At 71.9% G+C, this 20,500-nt stretch carries 18 protein-coding genes and 1 pseudogene; 10 read left to right on the top strand and 9 right to left on the bottom strand.

Annotated features, from left to right (window positions below):
- Positions 1 to 125 precede the first annotated feature (125 nt).
- On the bottom strand, positions 126 to 1,742 hold the full coding sequence (locus ACYUED_RS34975) for a sensor histidine kinase (RefSeq protein ID WP_491288592.1): 1,617 nt from the start codon (positions 1,740 to 1,742) through the stop codon (positions 126 to 128).
- Positions 1,735 to 2,442, bottom strand: a complete 708-nt coding sequence (locus ACYUED_RS34970; RefSeq protein WP_491288591.1) for a response regulator transcription factor — start codon at positions 2,440 to 2,442, stop codon at positions 1,735 to 1,737. Before ACYUED_RS34970 ends, ACYUED_RS34975 begins: the two co-directional genes overlap by 8 nt.
- A 198-nt stretch (positions 2,443 to 2,640) precedes the next feature.
- On the opposite strand from ACYUED_RS34970, the gene ACYUED_RS34965 reads away from it, so the two are divergent.
- A complete protein-coding gene (locus ACYUED_RS34965; RefSeq protein WP_491288590.1) occupies positions 2,641 to 3,396 on the top strand; it encodes a hypothetical protein in 756 nt (251 codons plus the stop codon).
- Between the two features lie 191 nt (positions 3,397 to 3,587).
- Here the strand turns inward: ACYUED_RS34965 and ACYUED_RS34960 are convergent, their stop codons facing one another.
- Both ACYUED_RS34960 and ACYUED_RS34955 read right to left on the bottom strand, forming a co-directional pair.
- Entirely contained in the window at positions 3,588 to 4,472 is an 885-nt protein-coding gene (locus ACYUED_RS34960; protein ID WP_491288589.1) for a lysylphosphatidylglycerol synthase domain-containing protein, read from the bottom strand.
- Positions 4,473 to 4,531: 59 nt separating this feature from the next.
- A complete protein-coding gene (locus ACYUED_RS34955; protein ID WP_491288588.1) occupies positions 4,532 to 6,019 on the bottom strand; it encodes a hypothetical protein in 1,488 nt (495 codons plus the stop codon).
- Between the two features lie 492 nt (positions 6,020 to 6,511).
- Between ACYUED_RS34955 and ACYUED_RS34950 the strand changes: the two genes are divergently transcribed.
- The 5 genes from ACYUED_RS34950 to ACYUED_RS34930 all read left to right on the top strand — a co-directional run bounded on the left by ACYUED_RS34950 (position 6,512) and on the right by ACYUED_RS34930 (position 10,634).
- Entirely contained in the window at positions 6,512 to 7,027 is a 516-nt protein-coding gene (locus ACYUED_RS34950) for a toxin-antitoxin system HicB family antitoxin (protein ID WP_491288587.1), read from the top strand.
- Positions 7,028 to 7,113: 86 nt separating this feature from the next.
- On the top strand, positions 7,114 to 7,971 hold the full coding sequence (locus ACYUED_RS34945; protein ID WP_491288586.1) for a DUF4097 family beta strand repeat-containing protein: 858 nt from the start codon (positions 7,114 to 7,116) through the stop codon (positions 7,969 to 7,971).
- Positions 7,972 to 8,087: 116 nt separating this feature from the next.
- The gene (locus tag ACYUED_RS34940) at positions 8,088 to 9,125 is read left to right on the top strand and encodes an ATP-binding cassette domain-containing protein (RefSeq protein WP_491288585.1); all 1,038 of its coding nucleotides are present in this window, start codon (positions 8,088 to 8,090) and stop codon (positions 9,123 to 9,125) included.
- Complete coding sequence (locus tag ACYUED_RS34935; protein ID WP_491288584.1) at positions 9,122 to 9,913, top strand: ABC transporter permease; 792 nt, start codon at positions 9,122 to 9,124, stop codon at positions 9,911 to 9,913. Before ACYUED_RS34940 ends, ACYUED_RS34935 begins: the two co-directional genes overlap by 4 nt.
- Before the next feature lie 94 nt (positions 9,914 to 10,007).
- The gene (locus tag ACYUED_RS34930) at positions 10,008 to 10,634 is read left to right on the top strand and encodes a thiol:disulfide interchange protein DsbA/DsbL (RefSeq protein ID WP_491288583.1); all 627 of its coding nucleotides are present in this window, start codon (positions 10,008 to 10,010) and stop codon (positions 10,632 to 10,634) included.
- 93 nt (positions 10,635 to 10,727) lie between these two features.
- Here ACYUED_RS34930 and ACYUED_RS34925 read toward each other — a convergent pair whose 3' ends face one another.
- Positions 10,728 to 11,387 carry a histidine phosphatase family protein gene (locus ACYUED_RS34925; RefSeq protein ID WP_491288582.1) on the bottom strand — a complete coding sequence of 220 codons (660 nt, stop codon included), beginning with the start codon at positions 11,385 to 11,387 and terminating at the stop codon, positions 10,728 to 10,730.
- Positions 11,388 to 11,788: 401 nt separating this feature from the next.
- Positions 11,789 to 11,935, bottom strand: a pseudogene (locus tag ACYUED_RS34920) (DUF2278 family protein); the annotation flags it as partial.
- Positions 11,936 to 12,138: 203 nt separating this feature from the next.
- Between ACYUED_RS34920 and ACYUED_RS34915 the strand changes: the two are divergent.
- The 4 genes from ACYUED_RS34915 (at position 12,139) to ACYUED_RS34900 (ending at position 15,250) form a co-directional block, all read left to right on the top strand.
- Positions 12,139 to 12,579: an SRPBCC family protein gene (locus tag ACYUED_RS34915; RefSeq protein WP_491288581.1), complete on the top strand. Its 441-nt coding sequence runs from the start codon at positions 12,139 to 12,141 to the stop codon at positions 12,577 to 12,579.
- Positions 12,576 to 12,947 (top strand): hypothetical protein, encoded by a 372-nt coding sequence (locus tag ACYUED_RS34910; protein WP_491288580.1) that lies wholly within the window; start codon positions 12,576 to 12,578, stop codon positions 12,945 to 12,947. The genes ACYUED_RS34915 and ACYUED_RS34910 overlap by 4 nt, the downstream gene beginning before the upstream one ends.
- A 79-nt stretch (positions 12,948 to 13,026) precedes the next feature.
- Positions 13,027 to 14,805 (top strand): protein kinase domain-containing protein, encoded by a 1,779-nt coding sequence (locus ACYUED_RS34905; RefSeq protein ID WP_491288579.1) that lies wholly within the window; start codon positions 13,027 to 13,029, stop codon positions 14,803 to 14,805.
- A complete protein-coding gene (locus tag ACYUED_RS34900; protein ID WP_491288578.1) occupies positions 14,732 to 15,250 on the top strand; it encodes an outer membrane protein assembly factor BamB family protein in 519 nt (172 codons plus the stop codon). Before ACYUED_RS34905 ends, ACYUED_RS34900 begins: the two co-directional genes overlap by 74 nt.
- Positions 15,251 to 15,273: 23 nt before the next feature.
- Here the strand turns inward: ACYUED_RS34900 and ACYUED_RS34895 are convergent, their stop codons facing one another.
- From ACYUED_RS34895 to ACYUED_RS34885, 3 genes are all read right to left on the bottom strand, one after another.
- Positions 15,274 to 16,425 (bottom strand): XdhC family protein, encoded by a 1,152-nt coding sequence (locus tag ACYUED_RS34895; RefSeq protein WP_491288577.1) that lies wholly within the window; start codon positions 16,423 to 16,425, stop codon positions 15,274 to 15,276.
- Positions 16,426 to 16,474: 49 nt separating this feature from the next.
- Positions 16,475 to 17,932 carry an NCS2 family permease gene (locus ACYUED_RS34890; protein ID WP_491288576.1) on the bottom strand — a complete coding sequence of 486 codons (1,458 nt, stop codon included), beginning with the start codon at positions 17,930 to 17,932 and terminating at the stop codon, positions 16,475 to 16,477.
- Between the two features lie 170 nt (positions 17,933 to 18,102).
- Positions 18,103 to 20,499 carry a xanthine dehydrogenase family protein molybdopterin-binding subunit gene (locus ACYUED_RS34885; RefSeq protein WP_491288575.1) on the bottom strand — a complete coding sequence of 799 codons (2,397 nt, stop codon included), beginning with the start codon at positions 20,497 to 20,499 and terminating at the stop codon, positions 18,103 to 18,105.
- Position 20,500 lies beyond the last annotated feature (1 nt).

The following is a 20,500-nucleotide window of genomic DNA, read 5'->3' as shown; positions in this document are numbered from 1 at the left end:
TCGTAAGCCGGAAGCCGACCCAGCGCCTCGGCACCGCCACCGGCGACCTGACCGGCTTCTGCTTCGACGTCGGATTCGTGGGCTCCGGGCTGCTCTTCGGCGCAGCGATCCTCGTACCGTGCGTGCTACACCGCTTCGCCTGGCTCAACGCCGTCGCCGCGTTCCGGGCCTCGTACCTGCGCACCCGCCCTCTCGGCGCCTCGCCGACCGACCGGCTCGGCATGGACATGCCCTTCAGCGTCGGCGTCGGTCTCACCACCACCGCACCCCTCGCCGCCGCGGTGTGCGCCACGCTCCTCGGCTGCCTCGGCCGGTCCAATCCGCGAGCCGACCGCTGCACTCCGGCGCTGGGCACCGCCGGACCGCGCTGACGCGGTGGGCAGACTTACGGTGATGAGGGCCCCGCCCGACGGGTGGTTGGCGAGGCTCACCTGGCCGCCGTGGGCCGCGGCGATCGTCCCGACGATGGCGAGGCCGAGCCCGCCGGAACCCCCGTCGGGGCGCGGGTTCGGCGGCGGCCCGGCGAGCACGTCGGGCGGGAAGCCGCGGCCTTGGTCGTGCACGCACAAGTGCACCACGCCGTCCGCGTGTTCGGCGCCGAGGGTGATGCGGCCCGGTCCGGAGGGGCCGCAGTGGCGCAGGGCGTTGTCGAGGAGGTTGTACAGGACTTGGCGCAGCCGTACCGGATCGAGGTTGGCGGTCGCCTGTCGGCTGCCGGCACATTCCACGGTGACCGTCGAGCCGTCGGCACTCGCGCGGGCGCGGAACGCCTCGGCCGCGTCGGTGAGCAGCCGCGGCAGGGACACCGGTTCGCGGCGCAGCGGGAGCCGGCCCTGTCGAGTGCGGGCGAGGACAAGGAGATCCTCGGCGAGCCCGACGAGGCGGTCGGTCTCGGCGGCGGCGGAGCGTATGGCGGCTTCGAGTTCGGTGCGGTCGCGCGGGCGCGCCGTGGCCAGTTCGAGCTGGGCCCGCAGGAGGGCCAGCGGGGTGCGCAGTTCGTGTCCGGCGGTGTCGATGAAGCGGTGCTCGCGTTCCAGCGCCTCCTGGAGGCGCGCGAGCATGGCGTTGAGGGTGTGCGCGAGACGCGCCAGTTCGTCCCCGGTCGGCGGGACGGTAAGGCGCCGTTCGGGCTCGGCCTCGGAGATGGCGGCGGCCTCCCGGCGGATGCGCTCCACCGGTCGCAGGGCCGCGCCGGCGAGCAGCCAGCCCGCGTACGAGGACGCCGCCAGGGCGAGCGGGCCGCCGATGAGCAGCAGGAGCAGCAGCCGGTCCAGCGCCTCCGCGCGGTCGCCGAGCGGTGCGCCGACGACGAGGACTGCGGGCTGTGCGACCGTCCCCGGCAGGCGAACGGGCAGGGCGAGCAGCCGGGCGGGGTCCTCGATGCCCACGACATGACGGCTGAGGAAGACCGGCTTGGTGACGGTGCGTGTGGTGCCCGGCGGCAGCATGGGCGCGGCCGCGACGGCCGGGGTCGTCTCGACGACGTCACCGTACGGCGTGAGGATCTGGCCGAACGACTCGTCGGGGTCGATGAGTCCACGGCCCGCGTCCAGCGGGGCCCGTTCGCTCTGGGCCGGCGAGCTGACGGTGGCCGCGGCCCGTGCGCGCAGGTCGAGGTCGACGGCGCGGGTCAGCTCGGTACCCATCCGGGTGTAGAGGAAGGCGCCCAGCGCGGTCAGCACCACCGCCATCGCCAGACAGAAGGCGAGCGTGAGGCGGAGCCGGACGGGGAGCCTAGCCAACGGGCCGCGCATGATCCGCGTGCTCCCTGCGGTCGTCTCTCAGCCAGTAGCCGGCGCCCCGGGAGGTGCGCAGTGACTGTCGTCCGAAAGGACGGTCGATCTTCTGTCGGAGGTAGCCGACGTACACCTCCACGACGTTCGAGTCCGCGTCGAAGGTGAAGTCCCATACGTGCTCGATGAGTTCGGCCTTGGACAGCACCTGGCCGGGCCGCCGCATCAGGCACTCCAGCAGCGCGAACTCCTTGGCCGTCAACGTGACCGGAGTTCCGCCGCGGGCCACGGAGCGGGTCGCCGGATCGAGGGTGAGGTCGCCGACGCTGAGCACGGCGGGCCGTTCACGGGCGCCCCGGCGCATCAGCGCACGCAACCGGGACTGCAGTTCGGCCAGCGCGAAGGGCTTGACGAGGTAGTCGTCCGCGCCCAGGTCCAGTCCGCGCACCCGATCCTCGACGGCGTCCCGCGCGGTCAGCAGCAGGACGGGCGCCCACCGGCCGGCGGCACGGATCTCACGTAGCACGCCGAAACCGTCGGTGCCCGGCAGCATCACATCCAGGACGATCACGTCGTATTCGGTCTCCCCGGCGTACCAGAGGCCGTCCTCGCCGGTGGCGGCCACGTCGACCGCGAAGCCGTTCTCCGCCAGACAGCGCCGCAGCAGCTCCGCCATGGGCGCTTCGTCCTCGACCACGAGAATCCGCATGGCGCCTCCTCGCCCGGGCCCTGCTTGTGTCCAGCGTAGTGGGGGTGGCTAAGGGGACGCTGAGTCCATCCGAGCGGGCCCCTCGGGAACTCGTGGGGACCGTTTCAGGGTCCCCTCAGGAACTCGTGGGGACCGTTTCAGGGTCCCCTCAGCCACTCGCGAGCAGGCTCGAAGCCACAGTTCGACGAGGGAGTCCCGATGATCGGCAAAGGCACGGCACGCAGAGCACTGGTCCTCACCGTCGCCGCCGGCTGCACGGCCACGGTCGTACTGACGGCCTGTTCGTCGAGTTCGGGGAGTTCGAACCACCGGTCCGCGGCGCCCGCGACGACCGGCCCGGTTCCCCGCAGCTTCTCGGCGACCGTCGACAACCCGTGGTTCCCGCTGCCGCCCGGCCGGACGCTGGTCTACAGCGGCATCAAGGACGGCGCCGAGTCCACGGAGTACCTCACCGCCACCCGCGAGACCGAGAAGATCACCGGCATCCCCTGCCGTGTCGTCGAGGACCGCCTCTACACCGGCCGCACCCTCCACGAGGCCACCCGCGACTACTACGCCCAGGACGGCGCCGGAAACGTCTGGTACTTCGGCGAGGACACCGCCGAACTCGATGCCCACGGCAACATGCTCTCCACCGAGGGCACCTGGCGCGCCGGCCGTGACGGCGCCCGCCCGGGCATCTTCCTGCCCGCCCACCCCGTACCCGGCGCCGCCGGACAGCAGGAGTACCACCCCGGCCAGGCCGAGGACCGCTTCCGGGTCCTGGACCTGACCTCCCGTGTGTCCGTCCCGTACAAGACCTTCACCGGAGCCCTGCGCACGAAGGAATGGACGCCGCTGGAGCCCGGGGTCGTGGACAACAAGTACTACGTCAAGGGCATCGGCACGGTGAAGGAGGTCACGGTCAAGGGCGGACCCTTCGAGGAGAACGTGTTGACCGCTGTCAGGGGCTAGTGCCGGACCGGGCCGGGCACGGGCGGGTCGTTGAGGTCTACGGCTGGTTCTGGCGGCACGACGTGCGCGGATCTGCGTGACCACTCCGGCCACGACCGCCGGCGGCCACCGCACCGGCCGGCTGCCGGCCGCCCTGGCGGGCATCGCGCTCGCCGTCGCGCTCGGGCGAGTCGACGACATCTCGAGGCGATTCACAGCGCGGAGCGACGGGCCAGCAGACCCAGCACCAGGAGGCCGGGGGCCATGGGCAGAAAGCCGGTCAGCAGGCGGTAGCCGATGACCGCCGACATCGCCGACTGCCCCGGTGCTCCGGCGGCCGTGAGCGCCAGAGCGAGCGCGGCGTCCAGCGACCCCAGTCCACCGGGCGTGGGAAGCAGCACCGCCGCCCCGCTGGCGACGAGATACGCCATCACCACCTGGCTCGTGGGCAGCGCGAGACCGAGCGCGTGGACCACGGCGACGACCACGCCCGCGTGCAGCAACGCGAACGCGACCGAGCCGCCCCACAGCGCGCAAGCCCGCGCTCCGGACCGATGTACCTCCCGTACGTCGGTCATGGCCCGCCCCGCCGCCCGCCTGAGTCGGCCGCTGGCCACGACCGCCAGCACGAGCGCTGCCACCGCCACCGGCGCCAGGACCAGCGCATGCGGGACCCGCGCCGACAGCGGGACAGCGCCCGGCGAGGCCACCAGCAGAGCCACGCCCAGCGCGCATCGGACGATTCCGCCGACGGCCGCCTTCACGGCCAGCGCGGTCGCCGAGCGCCTGGTGGACAAGCCACAGCGCGTCAGGAACCGCAGATTGACCAAGCTCGCCCCGGCCCCCGCGGGCAGGAGGTGGTTGGCGGCGGACGCCGCGAACTGCGCGGCCACCAGCCGTCCCCGCGGCAGCCGCTCGATGACCGCCCCCTGCTGGGCCACAGCCGCGCACACCCACGTGGCGACCGTTGCGCAGCAGGCGAGCAGCAGCCATTCCCCGTCGGCGGCGGCCAGTTGGTGGGTCCCGCTGTCGAGCGTGGCCCGGTGCACGGCGAGCATGCCGCCCGCGGCGATCAGCACCGCCAGAGTGATCCCCAACCGGAGACAGGGGCGCCTGGCCGCGGTCACGGGCGCGCAGTCGGACACGGCCACCAGAGTCACCGCCCCTGCCGGACGAAGGGAGCGACATGGGCGTGGAGAACGCCGGCCCTCTCCACGGGCCAGGTGCGCGCGTAGGCGGGCGGACTGTCTCCCGGAAGGACGAGGACCGCGACGGCTGTCCGGTGGGCGGCCCGGATCAGTGCGGGCGCCGTGGTGCTGGTGTCGTGGCCCGCGGTCTGTGCCGAGCCGCAACCGGTGTAGAAGGCGATCGGCACGGCCTCGTAGCCGCTGAGCAGGCACGGCGGCCGTACGCCGAGCGCGTGGAGGGCGGACGCGGTGCGGGACCAGTCGTCACGGTTGGCGACGGAACTGTGCACGGTGCGTTCCAGGACGACGTACTGCACGGCCAGATGGCATGCCAGGCCGGCCGCCACCAGGCTCACGGCGAGGGTCCGCGCGGTCCCCCGAGCCTGGGCACCGACCAGGTGAGCGAGGCCGTGGGCGACGGGGAGGGCGAGCAGGGCGTAGGCGGGCAGCAGGAAGCGGGGGGCCGCGTAGCCGATGAGGAACAGGTAGGGGACGGCGGCCGTGACCGCGCAGGCCGACGGGAGCAGGACGGGCAGGGCGCGCCGGGCGCGGACGGCGGCGACCGCGCCGAGCGCGGCGAGGACCGGCAGCGCGAACCACCACAGGGTCACCACCGGGTTGGCGGCCGGTCCGGTGCAGGGGCGGCAGAGGGTGCGCCCGCCGAGACTGCGCAGCTGGTCGACCACCGCCAGGTGCCAGCCGAGGCCGCCCTGGACGCGGGAGGCGTCGGAGAGACGTTGCGCGAGGCCGCCGTAGCTCAGGTACGCCTCGATCACCCACTCACCGGCGCCGGCCAGGAGTCCGGCGACCAGCACGGCGAGGAGGCGGGGTCGGCGCAGGGCGAGGGCGAGCAGGGGCAGCACCACGTACACGGCGTCCATCGGGCGCATCCACGCCATCAGCACCGCGCCCGCGAACACGCCCCACCAGGCTGCCCGGTCACCCGCGTTCGCCCGGACACGAACGAAACAGCCCACGCAGGCCAGCGCTCCTACGGCGACCCAGTAGTTGGGCATGGCCTGCGGGCCGTAGAACACCGTCACCCACAAGGAGGCGAACAGGGCACCCGCGAGGGCCAGGACGCGCGGCATGACGTGAGCTCGCCAGACGCGCAGGGCCAAGTAGAGGGCCAGACCGGAGAGGACCGCCAGGTAGACCCGCAGAAGAGCGGTGGAGTCGGACCACGACGCGATCGGCGCGACGAGGAGAGAGATGCCGCTGGCACGGGGCGCGCTGAAGAAGGCGGCGGGAACGTGGCCGCTGACCTGGCTGACGTAGACCGTCTCGTCCCAGCCGAGGCCGAGATCCGGTCGTACGAGGACGAGCTGGGCAAGCGTGAAAGCCCCTGCGACGGCCGCGAGCCAAGGTTCGCCCCACCGGCCCCGAGGCCAGGCGGTCCGCGGTGGGAAGCCGGCGCGAGGGGTACTGGTCATCGTGACGTTCGAGCCGTCGGCCATCGTGCACCTCTCGTCGTCACGCGCCCCGGGATCACCTTCTCCTACATCTCGTAGGAGGGCATCTCACCGTACGGTTCGTCGGTTAGAGGCGGGTGAGAAGACGCCTCCCTCACCTCTCCAAGGTGAGGGATTGCCAGGCAGCGGCCCACACGAGAGGCCCGAACGGCGCAGCGCCGACGAGCCGGAGCGGCCTCCGGCGTCCGCTCACCTCGCACCGGGATGGGCGAGTTCGAGGTCGCAGGCGAAGATCACGGCCTGGATGCGGTCACGGGCGCCGATCTTTACGCGGTGCCACGCGGCGCCACGCGGTGCCACGCGGTGCCACGCGGTGCCATTCCATGCCCTCCAAAGCAGGCCCACCCACTTGGCACCACAATGACCCAGGCGAACCACAGTCCATTCCTGCAGTTCAGAGCTGTCGTCCATAAGCCCACCCCACACGGCACGCCACCCGGACTTGCCTTGGTGCCATGATGGTGCCACTATGGCGTCATGGATCTCACCCCGTATGTCGACACCCTCCGCCGTGAACTCGCGGTGGCCGCCGAAGCCGGCGGGGACGATGCCCGCGAGCTGGCCGAGCGGCTCACCGCTCCCCTCGAGTCGGCGACCCGACTGACCATGCTCAACGTCCTCTCGGCCGCGATGGACGAGATCACCCGTGAACTCGCCCCCGGCTCGGTCGACGTACGGCTTCGCGGGCTCGACCCCGAGTTCGTGGTGACACGGCCGCCCACCTACGGCGGCGCCACGGAGCCTGCCGCCCCCATCGAACCGCTCAGGGCGCAGATGCCCGCCGACGGCGACGAAGGCGGCACCGCCCGTATCAATCTGCGGCTGCCGGCCCACCTCAAGGCGCGCGCCGAGGAGGCCGCGAACCGTGAGGGCCTGTCGGTCAACGCGTGGCTGGTGCGGGCCCTGTCGGCCGCGGTCGACGGTGGCGCGCGGCCGCGTACGGCAGACAAGACCCACACGGTCGGACAGAGCTTCACCGGCTGGGTGCGCTGACAGCGCCCGCACCACTCCACTTCACTTCACCCACACCACGTCCCACCAGCGGGGACGGCCTGAAGACCCAAGAGGACGGGACAGCCATGCCTTCTTTCGACACCCCCGAACCGATCTCGGTCACCGCCCAGGTGCCCGCCGGTTCCATCCGGTTCACCGCGAGCGACCGCCTCGACACGGTCGTAGAGGTACGGCCCCGCGACCCGAAGCGGGACAAGGACGTGCGGACCGCCGAACAGGCCGAGGTCACGTACGCGAGCGGCGTCCTGACCGTCAGGACGCTGCCCAGGCGCCGCAGTCTCGTCGGACCCAACGGCCTCGTCGACGTGACGGTCGACCTGCCCACGGGCTCACGCGTCGACGTGGTCGGCTCCCTCGGCTCCTGGACCCAGGTACTCGGCGAGGGCCGCCTCGGCGAGGTCCAGGCGAAGATCTCGACCGGCGACGTCCGCCTCGACACCACCGGCTCGCTGAAGCTGACCCTGTCGCACGGCCCGATCACCGTGGGCCGGGTCGAGGGCCCGGCCGAGATCACCAGCAGCACCGGCAACATCCGCGTCGGCCTCGTGGACGGCCCCGCCGTCCTGAAGAACTCGCACGGCACCACGACCGTCGGCGCCGTGACCGGCGAACTGCGCGTGAGCGGCGCCAACGGCGGCATCGACATCGCGCGCGCCGAGGCGTCGGTCACCGGCACGACGACCAACGGCTCCCTTCGCATCGCCGAAGTCGCCCGTGGCGAGGTCCAGTTGGAGACCTCCAACGGCCCCATCGAGATCGGCATCCGCGAGGGCACCGCCGCCTGGCTCGACGTCAGCTCGAACCGCGGGCAGGTACGCAACACGCTCGCCGCGTCCGAGGCCCCGGAGCAGACCGAGGACACCGTCAAGGTCCGCGCGCGGTCCAACTGGGGCACCATCGACGTCCTCCGCGCCAAGGCCTGAGCGCGACATCACCAACTCGCCCCGCCTCCCGCCCACTTCAGCCTTCTTCACTCTTCTTCGCTCTCCTTCAGCCTCTTCCACCTCTTCCGCCTCGCCGCCTTCTAACGGAGGGCCCCATGCCTTCATCTGTCATGCCCACATCCAGCCGGGGCGACGGTCGTCCGGCACCGGCCGCCGTCTCCGCCGTCGGTCTGCGCAAGTCGTACGGCGACAAGGTCGTGCTCGACGGCATCGACCTGCGCGTCCCGGCCGGGTCGGTGTTCGCGCTGCTCGGACCGAACGGCGCCGGCAAGACCACCGCCGTGAACATCCTGTCCACGCTCATCGCCGCCGACGGGGGGCAGGCCCAGGTCGCGGGCCACGACGTCGCCACGGCACCGGACGGGGTGCGTGCCGCGATCGGTGTCACCGGCCAGTTCTCCGCCGTCGACGGTCTGATCACCGGTGAGGAGAACATGCTCCTCATGGCGGACCTGCACCACCTCTCCCGCGGTGAGAGGCGGCGCACCGCCGCCGAACTGCTGGAGCGCTTCGACCTGGTCGACGCGGCGAAGAAGCCCGCCGCCACCTACTCCGGCGGCATGAAGCGCCGCCTGGACATCGCCATGACGCTGGTCGGCAACCCGCGGATCATCTTCCTCGACGAGCCCACCACCGGCCTCGACCCGCGCGCCCGGCACACCATGTGGCAGATCATCCGCGAACTGGTCTCCGACGGCGTCACCGTCTTCCTCACCACCCAGTACCTGGACGAGGCCGACGAACTCGCCGACCGCATCGCCGTACTCAACGACGGCCGGATCGCCGCCGAGGGCAGCGCCGAGGAACTCAAGCGCCTCATCCCCGGCGGCCACGTCCGGCTCCGCTTCACCGACCCGGCCGCATACCAGCGCGCCGCCTCCGCGCTGGGCGAGACCGCCCTCCCCCACTCCCGGCTTCGCGCGAGCGGGGGGACCCCCACCGACGAATCCCTCGCCCTGCAGATCCCGAGCGACGGCAGCCAGCGCGAACTGCGCGCCATCCTCGACCGGCTGGACGCCGCCGGCATCGAGGCCGACGAGCTGACCGTCCACACACCCGACCTCGACGACGTCTTCTTCGCCCTGACCGGCGGCGCCGCCGTCCCCGACCAGCCCAAGGAGAACGCCCGATGAGCTCCCTCCCCCTCGCCCTGCGCGACTCCACCACCATGCTGCGCCGCAACCTCCTGCACGCCCGGCGCTATCCGTCCCTCACCCTGAACCTGCTCCTCACCCCGGTCATGCTGCTGCTCCTCTTCGTCTACATCTTCGGCGACACGATGAGCGCCGGCATCGGGCACGGTGGTGCGGGCCGTTCCGAGTACCTCGCGTATCTCGTCCCGGGCATCCTGATGCTGACCATCGGCAGCACCACGATCGGCAGCGCGGTGTCCGTCTCCACCGACATGACCGAGGGCATCATCGCCCGCTTCCGCACGATGGCGATCCACCGCGGTTCGGTGCTCATCGGGCACGTCGTCGGCAGTGTGCTGCAGTGCGTGATGAGCGTGGTCCTCGTCGGGGCCGTGGCGGTGGCGATCGGGTTCCGGTCCACGAATGCCACCGTCCTGGACTGGATCCTGGCGCTCGGGCTGCTGGCGCTCGTCTCCCTGGCGCTCACCTGGCTCGCGGTCGGCATGGGCCTGGTCAGCCCGAACGCCGAGGCCGCCAGCAACAACGCGATGCCGCTGATCCTGCTGCCACTCCTGTCCAGCGCCTTCGTGCCGGTCGACGCGATGCCGGGCTGGTTCCGGCCGATCGCCGAGTACCAGCCGTTCACCCCGGCCATCGAGACGCTGCGCGGGCTCCTGCTCGGCACCGAGATCGGCCACAACGGATGGCTGGCCGTGCTCTGGTGCGTGGGACTGGCCGTACTCGGCTACCTCTGGTCCCAGTCACTGTTCCACCGCGACCCGAAGTAGGGGCCGCAGCGCGCCGCGGTGCACACGGTCCGATCGAGGGACATTGCGTGTGTCACCGGGGCGCGTGGGGACGTGGGACGCCAGGGTGGCCGCCATGAAGAAGATGATGCGCCTGTTCGCGATGTCCACCGTCCTGACCTGCCTGCTCGGCGCCGCCTCCGCCGGACCGAAGGAGGGGGAGCAGTACTTCCGGCTCAAGCACCCGGTCACCGGTGTGGCCGCCCGCCAGATGGCGGAGGTGTTCTGGTACGACTGCCCGGACTCCTACGAGTTCGAGAAGCCGCTGGAGGACTGGGCGGCGCGGCAGAGCCCCCCGGTGAAGGTGGTGCGGATCCCCGCGGCCTGGACGGACCAGCCGGACCAGCTCTCGTACGCCCGCCTCTTCTACACACTGGACAGGCTCGGCCTCGCGGAGCGGGAGGCGCTTGCGGTCTTCCGCGCCGTTCGGGACCAGCACAAGGACCTCACCACCGAGGAGAACGTCCTGGCATGGGCGGCCAGGGAGGGGCTCAACGTGAGGTCGGTACGGAACGCCTACAGGTCCGAGCAGGTCGACGCCGCCGTCCAGGCGGCACCTGCGCTCCGTGAGCGCTACCAGGTGGTCGAGGAGCCCACCGTGGTCGTGGGCGGGCGTTTCCGCACGTCGCCGATCCAGGTCGGCAGCGCCGCCGACACGGTCGCGGTGATGGACCACCTGTACCGCACCGCGGCGCGCCGCTGAGCCGTCGGCGGCGGTGGCGGACGGCGTCGGGGTGGGCGCCAGGGCGGGCCGCGGTAGCGGCCACGTCAGCCGGTGAGGGAGGCCGGCAAGTGCTCAGCGGTAGCTGAGCAGTCGGCGTCGGTCGCCGGTGAAGTGGGCGTGGTCGTTGAAGGTGAGCAGGCTGGTCCCGGAGCCGCCCACGACGAGGGTGGTGACGGAGGCGTTGACGACGACGCGGTTGAGGGCGACCACCGAGGCGGGCGGCAGGGCGAGCAGGGAGCCGCAGAGCGCGGCCAGGACGCCGCCCGAGGTGGTGACGACCGCGTCGCGGCCCTTGCCGAGGGCTCCGGACAATGCGCCGAGCGCCGCGGTCGCGCCGCTCGCGAACGCCGGCCAGCCGACAGGGCCCGTCTCGGCGGTGTCCTCGATCCACGTCCCGAGGGCGCGGTCGAGGACTCCCTGCACGGCGCGGGAGTCCGCTCGGCCGTCCGGGCGGGGGTGCGGGTAGCGGGACATCAGGGCGATGTGGTCGTACTCGTTCCAGCGCGGGTCCTCGATCGAGGGCTTCTCGAAACCGCCTGATTCGGCCAGGAGTCGGGCGGTGTCGCGTTGGCGGGTGAGGGTGCCGGAGGCGAGCAGCGGGTCACGCAGGCCGCGGCGGGCCAGCTCCGCGCCGACGGCGCCGGCCTGTTCGCGGCCGAGGTCCGACAGGGCGTCGTAGTCCTCCGCACCGAAGGAGGCCTGGCCGTGGCGGACGAGGCAGATGAGCGGCATACGGTGGTTCCTGCTTCCCGGCTTCTCGGCGATCGATGCGGCGGGTCGCCGTACGGCGACCCGCCGATCAAGGTATGCGAGGTCTGGCCGGAGAAGTACGCCGGGACGCAAGGCACCGTACGGGTGGGCGAGTGCGGCAGATGCCGCAGGTGCGGCAGGTGGCTTTCGGTTGCGGTCGGAACACCACCGACCCGCCTTCGCGGGCCGCCTGCTCGGCGGTGTACGAGACGCCGTGCACCTTGAGCCCGTCCGCGTTCCTCAGAGGGATCTCCCCGCCGTGGTCGCCGAGTTGTGCAGCACCGGTGAGGGGGACGAGCAGGCAGGCGCCGCCGACGAGAGGGCCGGGCGGGACCGCGGAGGCCTGTCCCGGCCGGTCCATGACAGAGCGGCTCGGCGGGCCGCTCCTGGGAGAGGACGTTGCGGGCGGCGCGGTAGTTCGTGCCGCCGTCGTCCGCGAGGTGGACATGGTGGTGCGGCGTTCCCGCGGCGCCCTCACGCCGGATGTCCACCGCGCGTGCGATCAGTACGCCGTGGGCCTTGAGCGGCATGGCGACCAACTTCCCCCCGGGGCAGGCGGATTACCCACCCTTGGGGGGAGTGTTGGAGGACAGTGGTAAATGTCTCTCCCTGTCCTGCGCAATCCGCGGCCGCCGTCCTGTCTACGCCTTCTGGCGCGCGTACCGCTGGGCCAAGTGCGTGACGCGCGGGCGAACAGCCCTCTGAGCAGCCCGGATTGCTTACGATCCGTTACGTGGTCAACTTCCTCCTCGAACGCACGGCACCGCTTCCCCTCCACGAGGCGTGGCGCCGCCTCACGGAGTGGCCCCGCCATGGGGAGGTCGTCCCGCTGACCCGCGTCACGGTGGTCACGCCACCGCCGACGCAGGTGGGCACGGTCGTCGTGGCACGCTCGGGGCTGGGGCCGTTCGCCTTCGACGACCGTATGGAGGTCACGGTGTGGCGGCCGCCGACGGACACCGAGGCGGGCCTGTGCCGGCTGGAGAAGCGGGGGCGGGTGGTGCGGGGCTGGGCCGAGATCGAGGTGGGGCCCGGGCCCGGCGGACGAAGCCGGGTGGTCTGGCGGGAGGAGTTGGGGGTGCGGCTGCTGCCGGGAGCCTTCGACCCGGTCCTCGCGGGCGCTGCGCGGTCCGTGTTCGGGCGGGCGGCGAACCGCCTCCTCAGGATGCCGTGACGGCCGCCGGACGCGACCGGTGGGAGGAGCACTGGGCGGCGGGCAACGCCTTTCACCGCGCCGACACCCACGAGATACGGCTGCCCGCCGAGGCGGTACGCCTGCGCCCCGGAGCCGAGGCCCTGGACGACGGCTGCGATCCGGGCCCCTGCGCCGCCGCACCGGCCGGCCCGGGTGACCGCACGTTCGCCGTCGACCGGGCCGATGCGGCGGTGACGGCGACGCGGGACCGCCGCGCCGACCTCGAACCGCGGTTGCGGACCCGCCTCCTGACCATGGATCGCCGCCGAGCGCTCCACCGAAGCACGCGACCGGATGGCCGGATGGCCGATCCGCGTCGGGAGGGGCGGAGTGACGGCCTAGGCTGATGGGCTGATGGGCCGAACAGTCCGTAACGGTCCGTCCGGGCAAGGAAATCGGGAAACGGGACGGGGAAGGTGCCGGCGCATGTCGCTGAGCCAGGGGGAAGCCGGGTCCATAGGTGGCTACACGCTGATCGACCGGCTCGGCAGCGGCGGAATGGGCGTCGTCCATCTGGCGCTCTCGGCGTCGGGGCGGCAGGTCGCCATCAAGGTCGTCCATGCGCAGTACGCGCTGGACGAGGAGTTCCGGGCCCGTTTCCGGCAGGAGGTCGCGGCGGCACGGCGGGTGAGCGGTGCGTTCACCGCCCCGGTGGTGGACGCCGATCCGGACGCCGAACAGCCGTGGATGGCGACGCTGTACGTGCCCGGCCGCACGCTCTCCGACATCGTTGCCAAGGAAGGCCCGTTGACCGGGCGCGCGCTGCGCACGCTGGCGCTGGGCCTGGTGGAGGCGCTGCGGGACATCCACCGGGCCGGAGTGGTGCACCGGGACCTGAAGCCGAGCAACGTCCTGATGGCCGAGGACGGCCCGCGCGTCATCGACTTCGGCATCTCGCGCGCCGCCGACAACGAGGACCTCACGGTGACCGGCCGGCTGATCGGAACGCCGCCCTTCATGTCGCCGGAGCAGTTCGCCGCGCCGCGTGACGTCACCGCCGCGTCGGATGTGTTCTCGCTGGGCTCGGTGCTGGTGTACGCGGCCACCGGGAACCGTCCTTTCGACGGCGGCAGCCCGTACTTGACGGGCTATCAGGTCATGCACGAGCAGCCGCATCTGGACGGCGTCGCGGACCCGCTGCGTTCCATCGCCGAGCGGTGCCTGGCCAAGGATCCGGCCGACCGGCCCCAACTGGCCGAACTGCACGGCGTGTTGCAGCAGTTGCCGACGGGAGGCGCGCCCACCCTGTCGGACTTGGGGAGCACGGGCCCCACCGTGCCGGACTTCGCGCACTCCCCCTCGGCGCGGGGAACCGCCGGACCGCGCGACGGCACGATCGGGGCCGGGGCAACGGCCGCCGGTGGCGCGCGTAGCCTGCGGCGGGTCCTCGTGGCCCTCGGCACGGCGGTGGCCGTCACCGCGATCGGCCTGACGACGGCACACATCGTGTCGAACGGCAGGGCGACCGACGGCCGGGCAGCGGCCGACGGCGCGGCGAGCGGGGCCGCCGCTCCCGCCGCGGGACTGCCGGCCGGCTGGAAGCCCTGGCGGGCGAGCCTGGTCACCGGGAAGAAGGGCAATCCCCTCGACTACGAGGAGTCCGGTTGCGTGCCGGGCGACTCCACCGCCGTGTACTGCGCCGGCACCGGCTTCAGCGTGACCAGATTCGACGCCGCGTCGGGTCGGGTCGACTGGCGCCGGGGCACCAGCCCGGAGACCTCGCTCCCCGTCGGCGTCCGGGGCGGGCGCGTCTACACCTACCGCAAGCCGGACTCGACGGCGACGTACATCACCCGGCGCCTGGTCGCCCTGGATGCGAAGACCGGCACCGAGCTGTGGGCCCGCCCGGTCAGCGAGGACGAACCGGCCGCCCTGTTCAGCCGGGGCATCGTCGCGATGGACGAGAACAAGACCGCTTTCGTCGCCTACGACAGTGCGGGCCGCCAACTGTGGAAGGCACCGGCGAAGTCGTCAGCCGGGGACGCCTGCGCGGTGACCGTGCTGAACGGCGCCGTACGGACTGTGCACGCCCGTGGACGATCCCGGCAAGGGCGGCGTCGGCCTGCTGCGGCTCGGCCCGGCCGACGGCACGACCCACGAGGTCGCCACGCTGCCCACGGGCGCCCGGCCGATGGGCGTCGTCGACGGCCAACTGGTGTTCCTGACCCCCAAGTTGGACAAGAGCCAGTTCGCCGCCAACGGTGAGGACCAGCCGTACACGGCCCTGGACCTGGTGGATCCGCGCACCGGAGCCGTCAAGCGCGTCCCGCTGCCTGGCACACCGCGCGGCACGGTCACGCTGCTGGCCGGCGTCCTGTACTTCGACCGTCCTGGCGGTACGGTCACCGCGGTACGTGGTTCGGACGGCAAGCGGCTGTGGCAGCGGGCGACCGAGATCGAGAACCTGTCGGCGCCGGTCCGGTCGAAGACGTTCGACTCGCTGTACTTCGCCAACCGGTACGGCCGCCTGCTGGCCCTGAACCCCGCCACCGGCGCGGTCCGCTGGCGCACGGCCGCGATCAGGGATCCCGGGGAGTCGGCGGAGCAGACCACGCCGTACGTGCTGCAGGTCAAGGACGCGATCGTGGCCGTCGCGGGCGGCACGGTGTTCTCCGTACGACCGGACCGGCCGACCGTGACGGCGAAGTGACCGGCGGGCTCAGGCCCGTGCTGTCAGGCCACCGACCCGATCCGTGCGGCCGGCATTGACGTCGCGTCGTGGTGGATCGGCGTGTGCGCACCGGTGAGGGCGATTCCGCTGCCGCCGCGGCGGTCGGCGACGATCTCCGAGGCGATCGACAGGGCCGTCTCCTCCGGCGTACGAGCGCCGAGGTCCAGCCCGATCGGGGAGCGCAGGCGCGCCAACTCCAGTTCGGTGACGCCGACTTCGCGCAGGCGTTCGTTGCGGTCCAGGTGGGTGCGGCGGGAGCCCATCGCGCCGACGTAGGCGACGGGCAGGCGCAGGGCCAGCTGCAGAAGCGGCACGTCGAACTTGGCGTCGTGGGTGAGCACGCACAGGACGGTGCGGGCGTCCACGGACGTCCGCTCCAGGTACGTGTGGGGCCACTCGACGACGATCTCGTCGGCCTCCGGGAAGCGCGTGCGGGTCGCGAAGACGGGACGGGCGTCGCACACCGTCACGTGGTAGTTGAGGAACTTGCCGATGCGCACCAGTGCCGACGCGAAGTCGATCGCGCCGAACACGATCATGCGGGGCGGGGGCACGGACGATTCCACCAGCACCGTGAGCGGGGCACCGCAGCGTGAGCCCTGTTCGCCGATCTCGACGGTGCCGGTGCGTCCGGCGTCCAGGAAGGCGCCCGCCTCCCCCGCCACCGTGCGGTCCAGTTCCGGGTGGGCGCCGAAGCCGCCCTCGCGGGAGCCGTCGGGGCGGACCACGAGTGCCCGGCCCAGGAGTGCGGCCGGGCCCGACACGATCCGCGCCACCGCCGCCGCCTCCCCGCGGGCGGCGGCGGCCAGAGCGGACGCGACGGCCGGACGGGCGGGGTCGGCGGCCCGTACCGGCGTGACGAGGATGTCGATGACGCCGCCGCAGGTCAGGCCGACGGCGAAGGCGTCCTCGTCGCTGTACCCGAAGCGCTCAAGGACGGTTTCGCCGTCATCGAGCGCCTGCCGGCACAGGTCGTACACGGCGCCCTCCACACAGCCCCCGGAGACCGAGCCGATCGCCGTGCCGTCGGCGTCCACCGCGAGGGCGGCGCCGGGCCGGCGAGGGGCGCTGCCGCCGACGGCCACCACGGTGGCCACGGCGAAGTCACGTCCCTGCCCGACCCACCGGTTCAGCTCCTCGGCGATGTCCAGCATCTCTCGGTCTCCTTAACAGCGTGTGTGCGCGGGGCGGTTGTGCGCGCGGTCAGTGCACGCCCATCCAACTCTCGATCGGGTTGAGGGCGAAGTAGATCAGGAAGACCAGCGTCAGGCCCCACATGAAGGCGCCGATCTCCCGCGCCTTGCTCTGTGCGATCTTGATGGCGACGTAGGAGATGACTCCGGCCGCGACGCCCGCCGTGATGGAGTACGTGAACGGCATGATCACGACGGTCAGGAAGACCGGGATCGCGGTGGCGCGGTCGGCCCAGTCCACATGGCGGGCGTTCATCATCATCATGGCGCCGATCACCACCAGGGCCGCGGCCGCGACCTCGCCGGGGACGATCGCCGTCAGCGGGGTGAAGAACAGACAGGCCGCGAAGAACAGGCCGGTGATGACGGAGGAGAGGCCCGTGCGGGCTCCCTCACCGACGCCCGTCGCGGACTCGACGAACACGGTCTGCCCGGAGGCGCCCGCGACGCCGCCGATCGCGCCGCCCGCGCCGTCGATGAACAGCGCCTTGGACAGGCCAGGCATCCGGCCCTGCCCGTCGGCCAGCCCCGCCTCGGTACCGACGCCGATGATGGTGGCCATGGCGTCGAAGAATCCGGCGAGCACGAGCGTGAACACGATCATGCCGACCGTCATCGCGCCGACGCCGCCCCAGCCACCGAACTCCACTTTTCCGAAGATCGAGAAGTCCGGCATGGAGACCGCGCTGCCGTGCAGCTCGGGGGCGCCGCTCGCCCACTGCCTGGGGTCGATGACGTCAAGTGCGTTGAGGACCACGGCGAGTACGGTGCCGCCGACGATGCCGATCAGGATCGCGCCGGGGACGCCGCGCGCCTGGAGCATGAAGATCGCGAGGAGGGTGGCCGCGAAGAGCAGCACCGGCCAGCCGGACAGCTCACCGGTCGCGCCGAGGGTGACCGGGGTCGCCTTGCCCTGGTGCACGAAGCCCGCCTTCACCAGGCCGATCAGGGCGATGAACAGGCCGATGCCCATGGTGATCGCGTGCTTGAGCGCGAGCGGGATCGCGTTCATGATCATCTCCCGCAGGCCGGTAACGACCAGCAGCATGATGACGACGCCGTACATGACGCACATGCCCATGGCCTGCGGCCAGGTCATCTGCGGGGCGACCTGCGAGGACAGGACGCCTGAGACGGAGAGGCCGGCGGCGAGCGCCAGCGGCACCTTGCCGACGAACCCCATCAGCAGCGTGGTGAAGGCCGCCGCGAACGCGGTCGCGGTGATGAGGGCCTTCTGGCTGAGCATGTCCCCGGCCGCGTCCTTGCCGGACAGGATCAGGGGGTTGAGCAGGAGGATGTACGCCATCGCCATGAAGGTGGTGACGCCGCCGCGCACCTCGCGCGCGACGGAGGATCCTCGCTGGGATATGTGAAAGTACCGGTCGAGCCAGGACCTGGCGGCCGGGATACGGGTTCCTTCACCCGCATCGTCGGCGGTGGTGCTCGGCTCGAGTGACTGCTGGGTCATGTGGGCCTACTCCCAAGGTTCACAGGGGCACCCGCGCCTGCATTCGGCGATATGCGGGATGTGGGAAGGTGCTGTGGCCGCACGACCCGGGGGACGGCCCGAGGCGAACGATCTGAAGTACTCCGGGCGGCGCGGAGTGTGTGACGTTCCGTGCGCCGCCCGGAGGTCTGTCACACGGTGCCGGTGAGGTGTTCCGGACGTACCGGTGTGCGGTTGAGCTCCAGCCCGGTCGCGTTCCGGATCGCCGCGAGGACGGCCGGTGTCGAGGACAGGGTGGGTGCCTCGCCGATGCCGCGCAGCCCATACGGGGCGTGGTCGTCGGCGAGTTCGAGCACATCGACGGGGATGGTCGGCGTGTCGAGAATCGTGGGGATCAGGTAGTCCGTGAAGGAGGGGTTCCTGACCTTCGCCGTCTTCGGGTCGACGATGATCTCCTCCATCACCGCGACGCCCAGGCCCTGGGTCGTACCGCCCTGGATCTGGCCGACGACGGACAGCGGGTTGAGCGCCTTGCCGACGTCCTGGGCGCAGGCCAGCTCGACGACCTTCACCAGGCCGAGCTCGGTGTCGACCTCGACGACGGCGCGGTGCGCGGCGAAGGAGTACTGCACATGGCCGTTGCCCTGGCCGGTGCGCAGGTCGAAGGCCTCGGTCGGGCGGTGGCGCCACTCGGCCTCGACCTCGACCGCCTCGCCTTCGAGCACGTCCACCAGGTCCGCGAGGACCTCGCCGCCGTCGGTGACGACCTTGCCGCCCTCCAGGAGCAGCTCGGCGGTGGCCCAGGCGGGGTGGTAGGTGCCGAACTTGCGGCGCCCGAGCTCCAGGACCTTCTCCCGGACCAACTCGCAGGAGTTCTTGACGGCGCCACCGGTGACGTATGTCTGGCGGGAGGCCGAGGTGGAGCCGGCGGAGCCGACCTGCGTGTCCGCCGGCTGGATCGTCACTTGTGCGACGCCCAGCTCGGTGCGGGCGATCTGCGCGTGGACGGTGACGCCGCCCTGGCCGACCTCCGCCATGGCCGTGTGGACGGTCGCGACGGGCTCGCCGCCCACGACCTCCATCCGGACCTTGGCGGTGGAGTAGTCGTCGAAGCCCTCGGAGAAGCCGACGTTCTTGATGCCGACCGCGTAGCCGATGCCCCGGACGACGCCTTCGCCGTGCGTGGTGTTGGACAGGCCGCCGGGCAGCTGCCGTACGTCCGCGCCCTCGCTGCTCTCCCACTGGCGCTCCGGCGGCAGCGGCATCGCCTGGACGCGGCGCAGGAGTTCGGCGACCGGGGCCGGGGAGTCGACGCTCTGGCCGGTCGGCAGGAGCGTGCCCTGCTCCATCGCGTTGAGCTGCCGGAACGCGACCCGGTCCATGCCCACCTCGTCGGCGAGCTTGTCCATCTGGGCCTCGTAGGCGAAGCACGCCTGGACCGCGCCGAAGCCGCGCATGGCGCCGCAGGGCGGGTTGTTGGTGTAGAGCGCGATGGCCTCGATGTCGACGTCGTCGACCACGTAGGGGCCGACACTCAGCGAGGAGGCGTTGCCGACGACCGCCGGGGAGGCCGACGCGTAGGCGCCGCCGTCCAGGACGATCCGCGCCTTCAGGTGCGTGAGCTTGCCGTCCTTGGTGGCGCCGTGCTCGTAGTAGAGCTTCGCGGGGTGGCGGTGGACGTGCCCGAAGAAGGACTCGAAGCGGTTGTAGACGATCTTCACGGGCTTGCCGGTGCGCAGGGCGAGCAGGCAGGCGTGGATCTGCATCGACAGGTCCTCGCGGCCGCCGAACGCGCCGCCGACGCCGGACAGCGTCATCCGCACCTTGTCCTCGGGCAGGCCCAGGACGGGGGCGATCTGGCGCAGGTCGGAATGCAGCCACTGGGTGGCGATGTAGAGGTCGACGCCGCCGTCCTCGGCGGGCACCGCGAGACCGGACTCGGGGCCGAGGAAGGCCTGGTCCTGCATGCCGAAGGTGTACTCGCCCCTGACCACGAAGTCGGCCCTCTTGGCGGCCTCTTCGGCGTTGCCGCGCACGATCGGCTGGCGGTGGACGATGTTCGGGTGCGGGACGTGTCCGCTGTGGTGGTCGTCGCGGCCCTCGTGGATGAGGATCGCGTCCGGCGCGGTCGCGGATGCCTCGTCGGTGACGACCGGGAGTTCGCGGTAGTCGACCTTGATCTTGGCGGCGGCGCGGCGCGCGGTCTCCGGGTGGTCGGCGGCGACGATGGCGACCGGCTCACCATGGTGGCGTACCTTGCCGTGCGCGAGAACGGGTGTGTCCTGGATCTCCAGGCCGTAGTTCTTCACCTCGGTCGGCAGGTCGTCGTACGTCATGACGGCGTAGACGCCCGGGGTCTTCAGTGCCTCGCTGGTGTCGATGGACACGATCTCCGCGTGGGCGACGGTCGACCTGAGGATCTGGCCCCAGAGCATGTCCTCGTGCCACATGTCCGACGAGTACGCGAACTCGCCGGTGACCTTGAGGGTGCCGTCCGGGCGGAGCGTGGACTCGCCGATGCCGCCCTTTGTCTTCGAACCCTGGGTGACCTTGGTGGGAGTGCCGAGGGGAGCGCCGTTGGTGGGCATC

The sequence above is a fragment of the Streptomyces sp. DF42 genome (assembly GCF_058267695.1).
The sequence above is the reverse complement of the archived record's forward strand: the minus strand, read 5'-3'. Positions and strand labels throughout refer to the sequence as shown.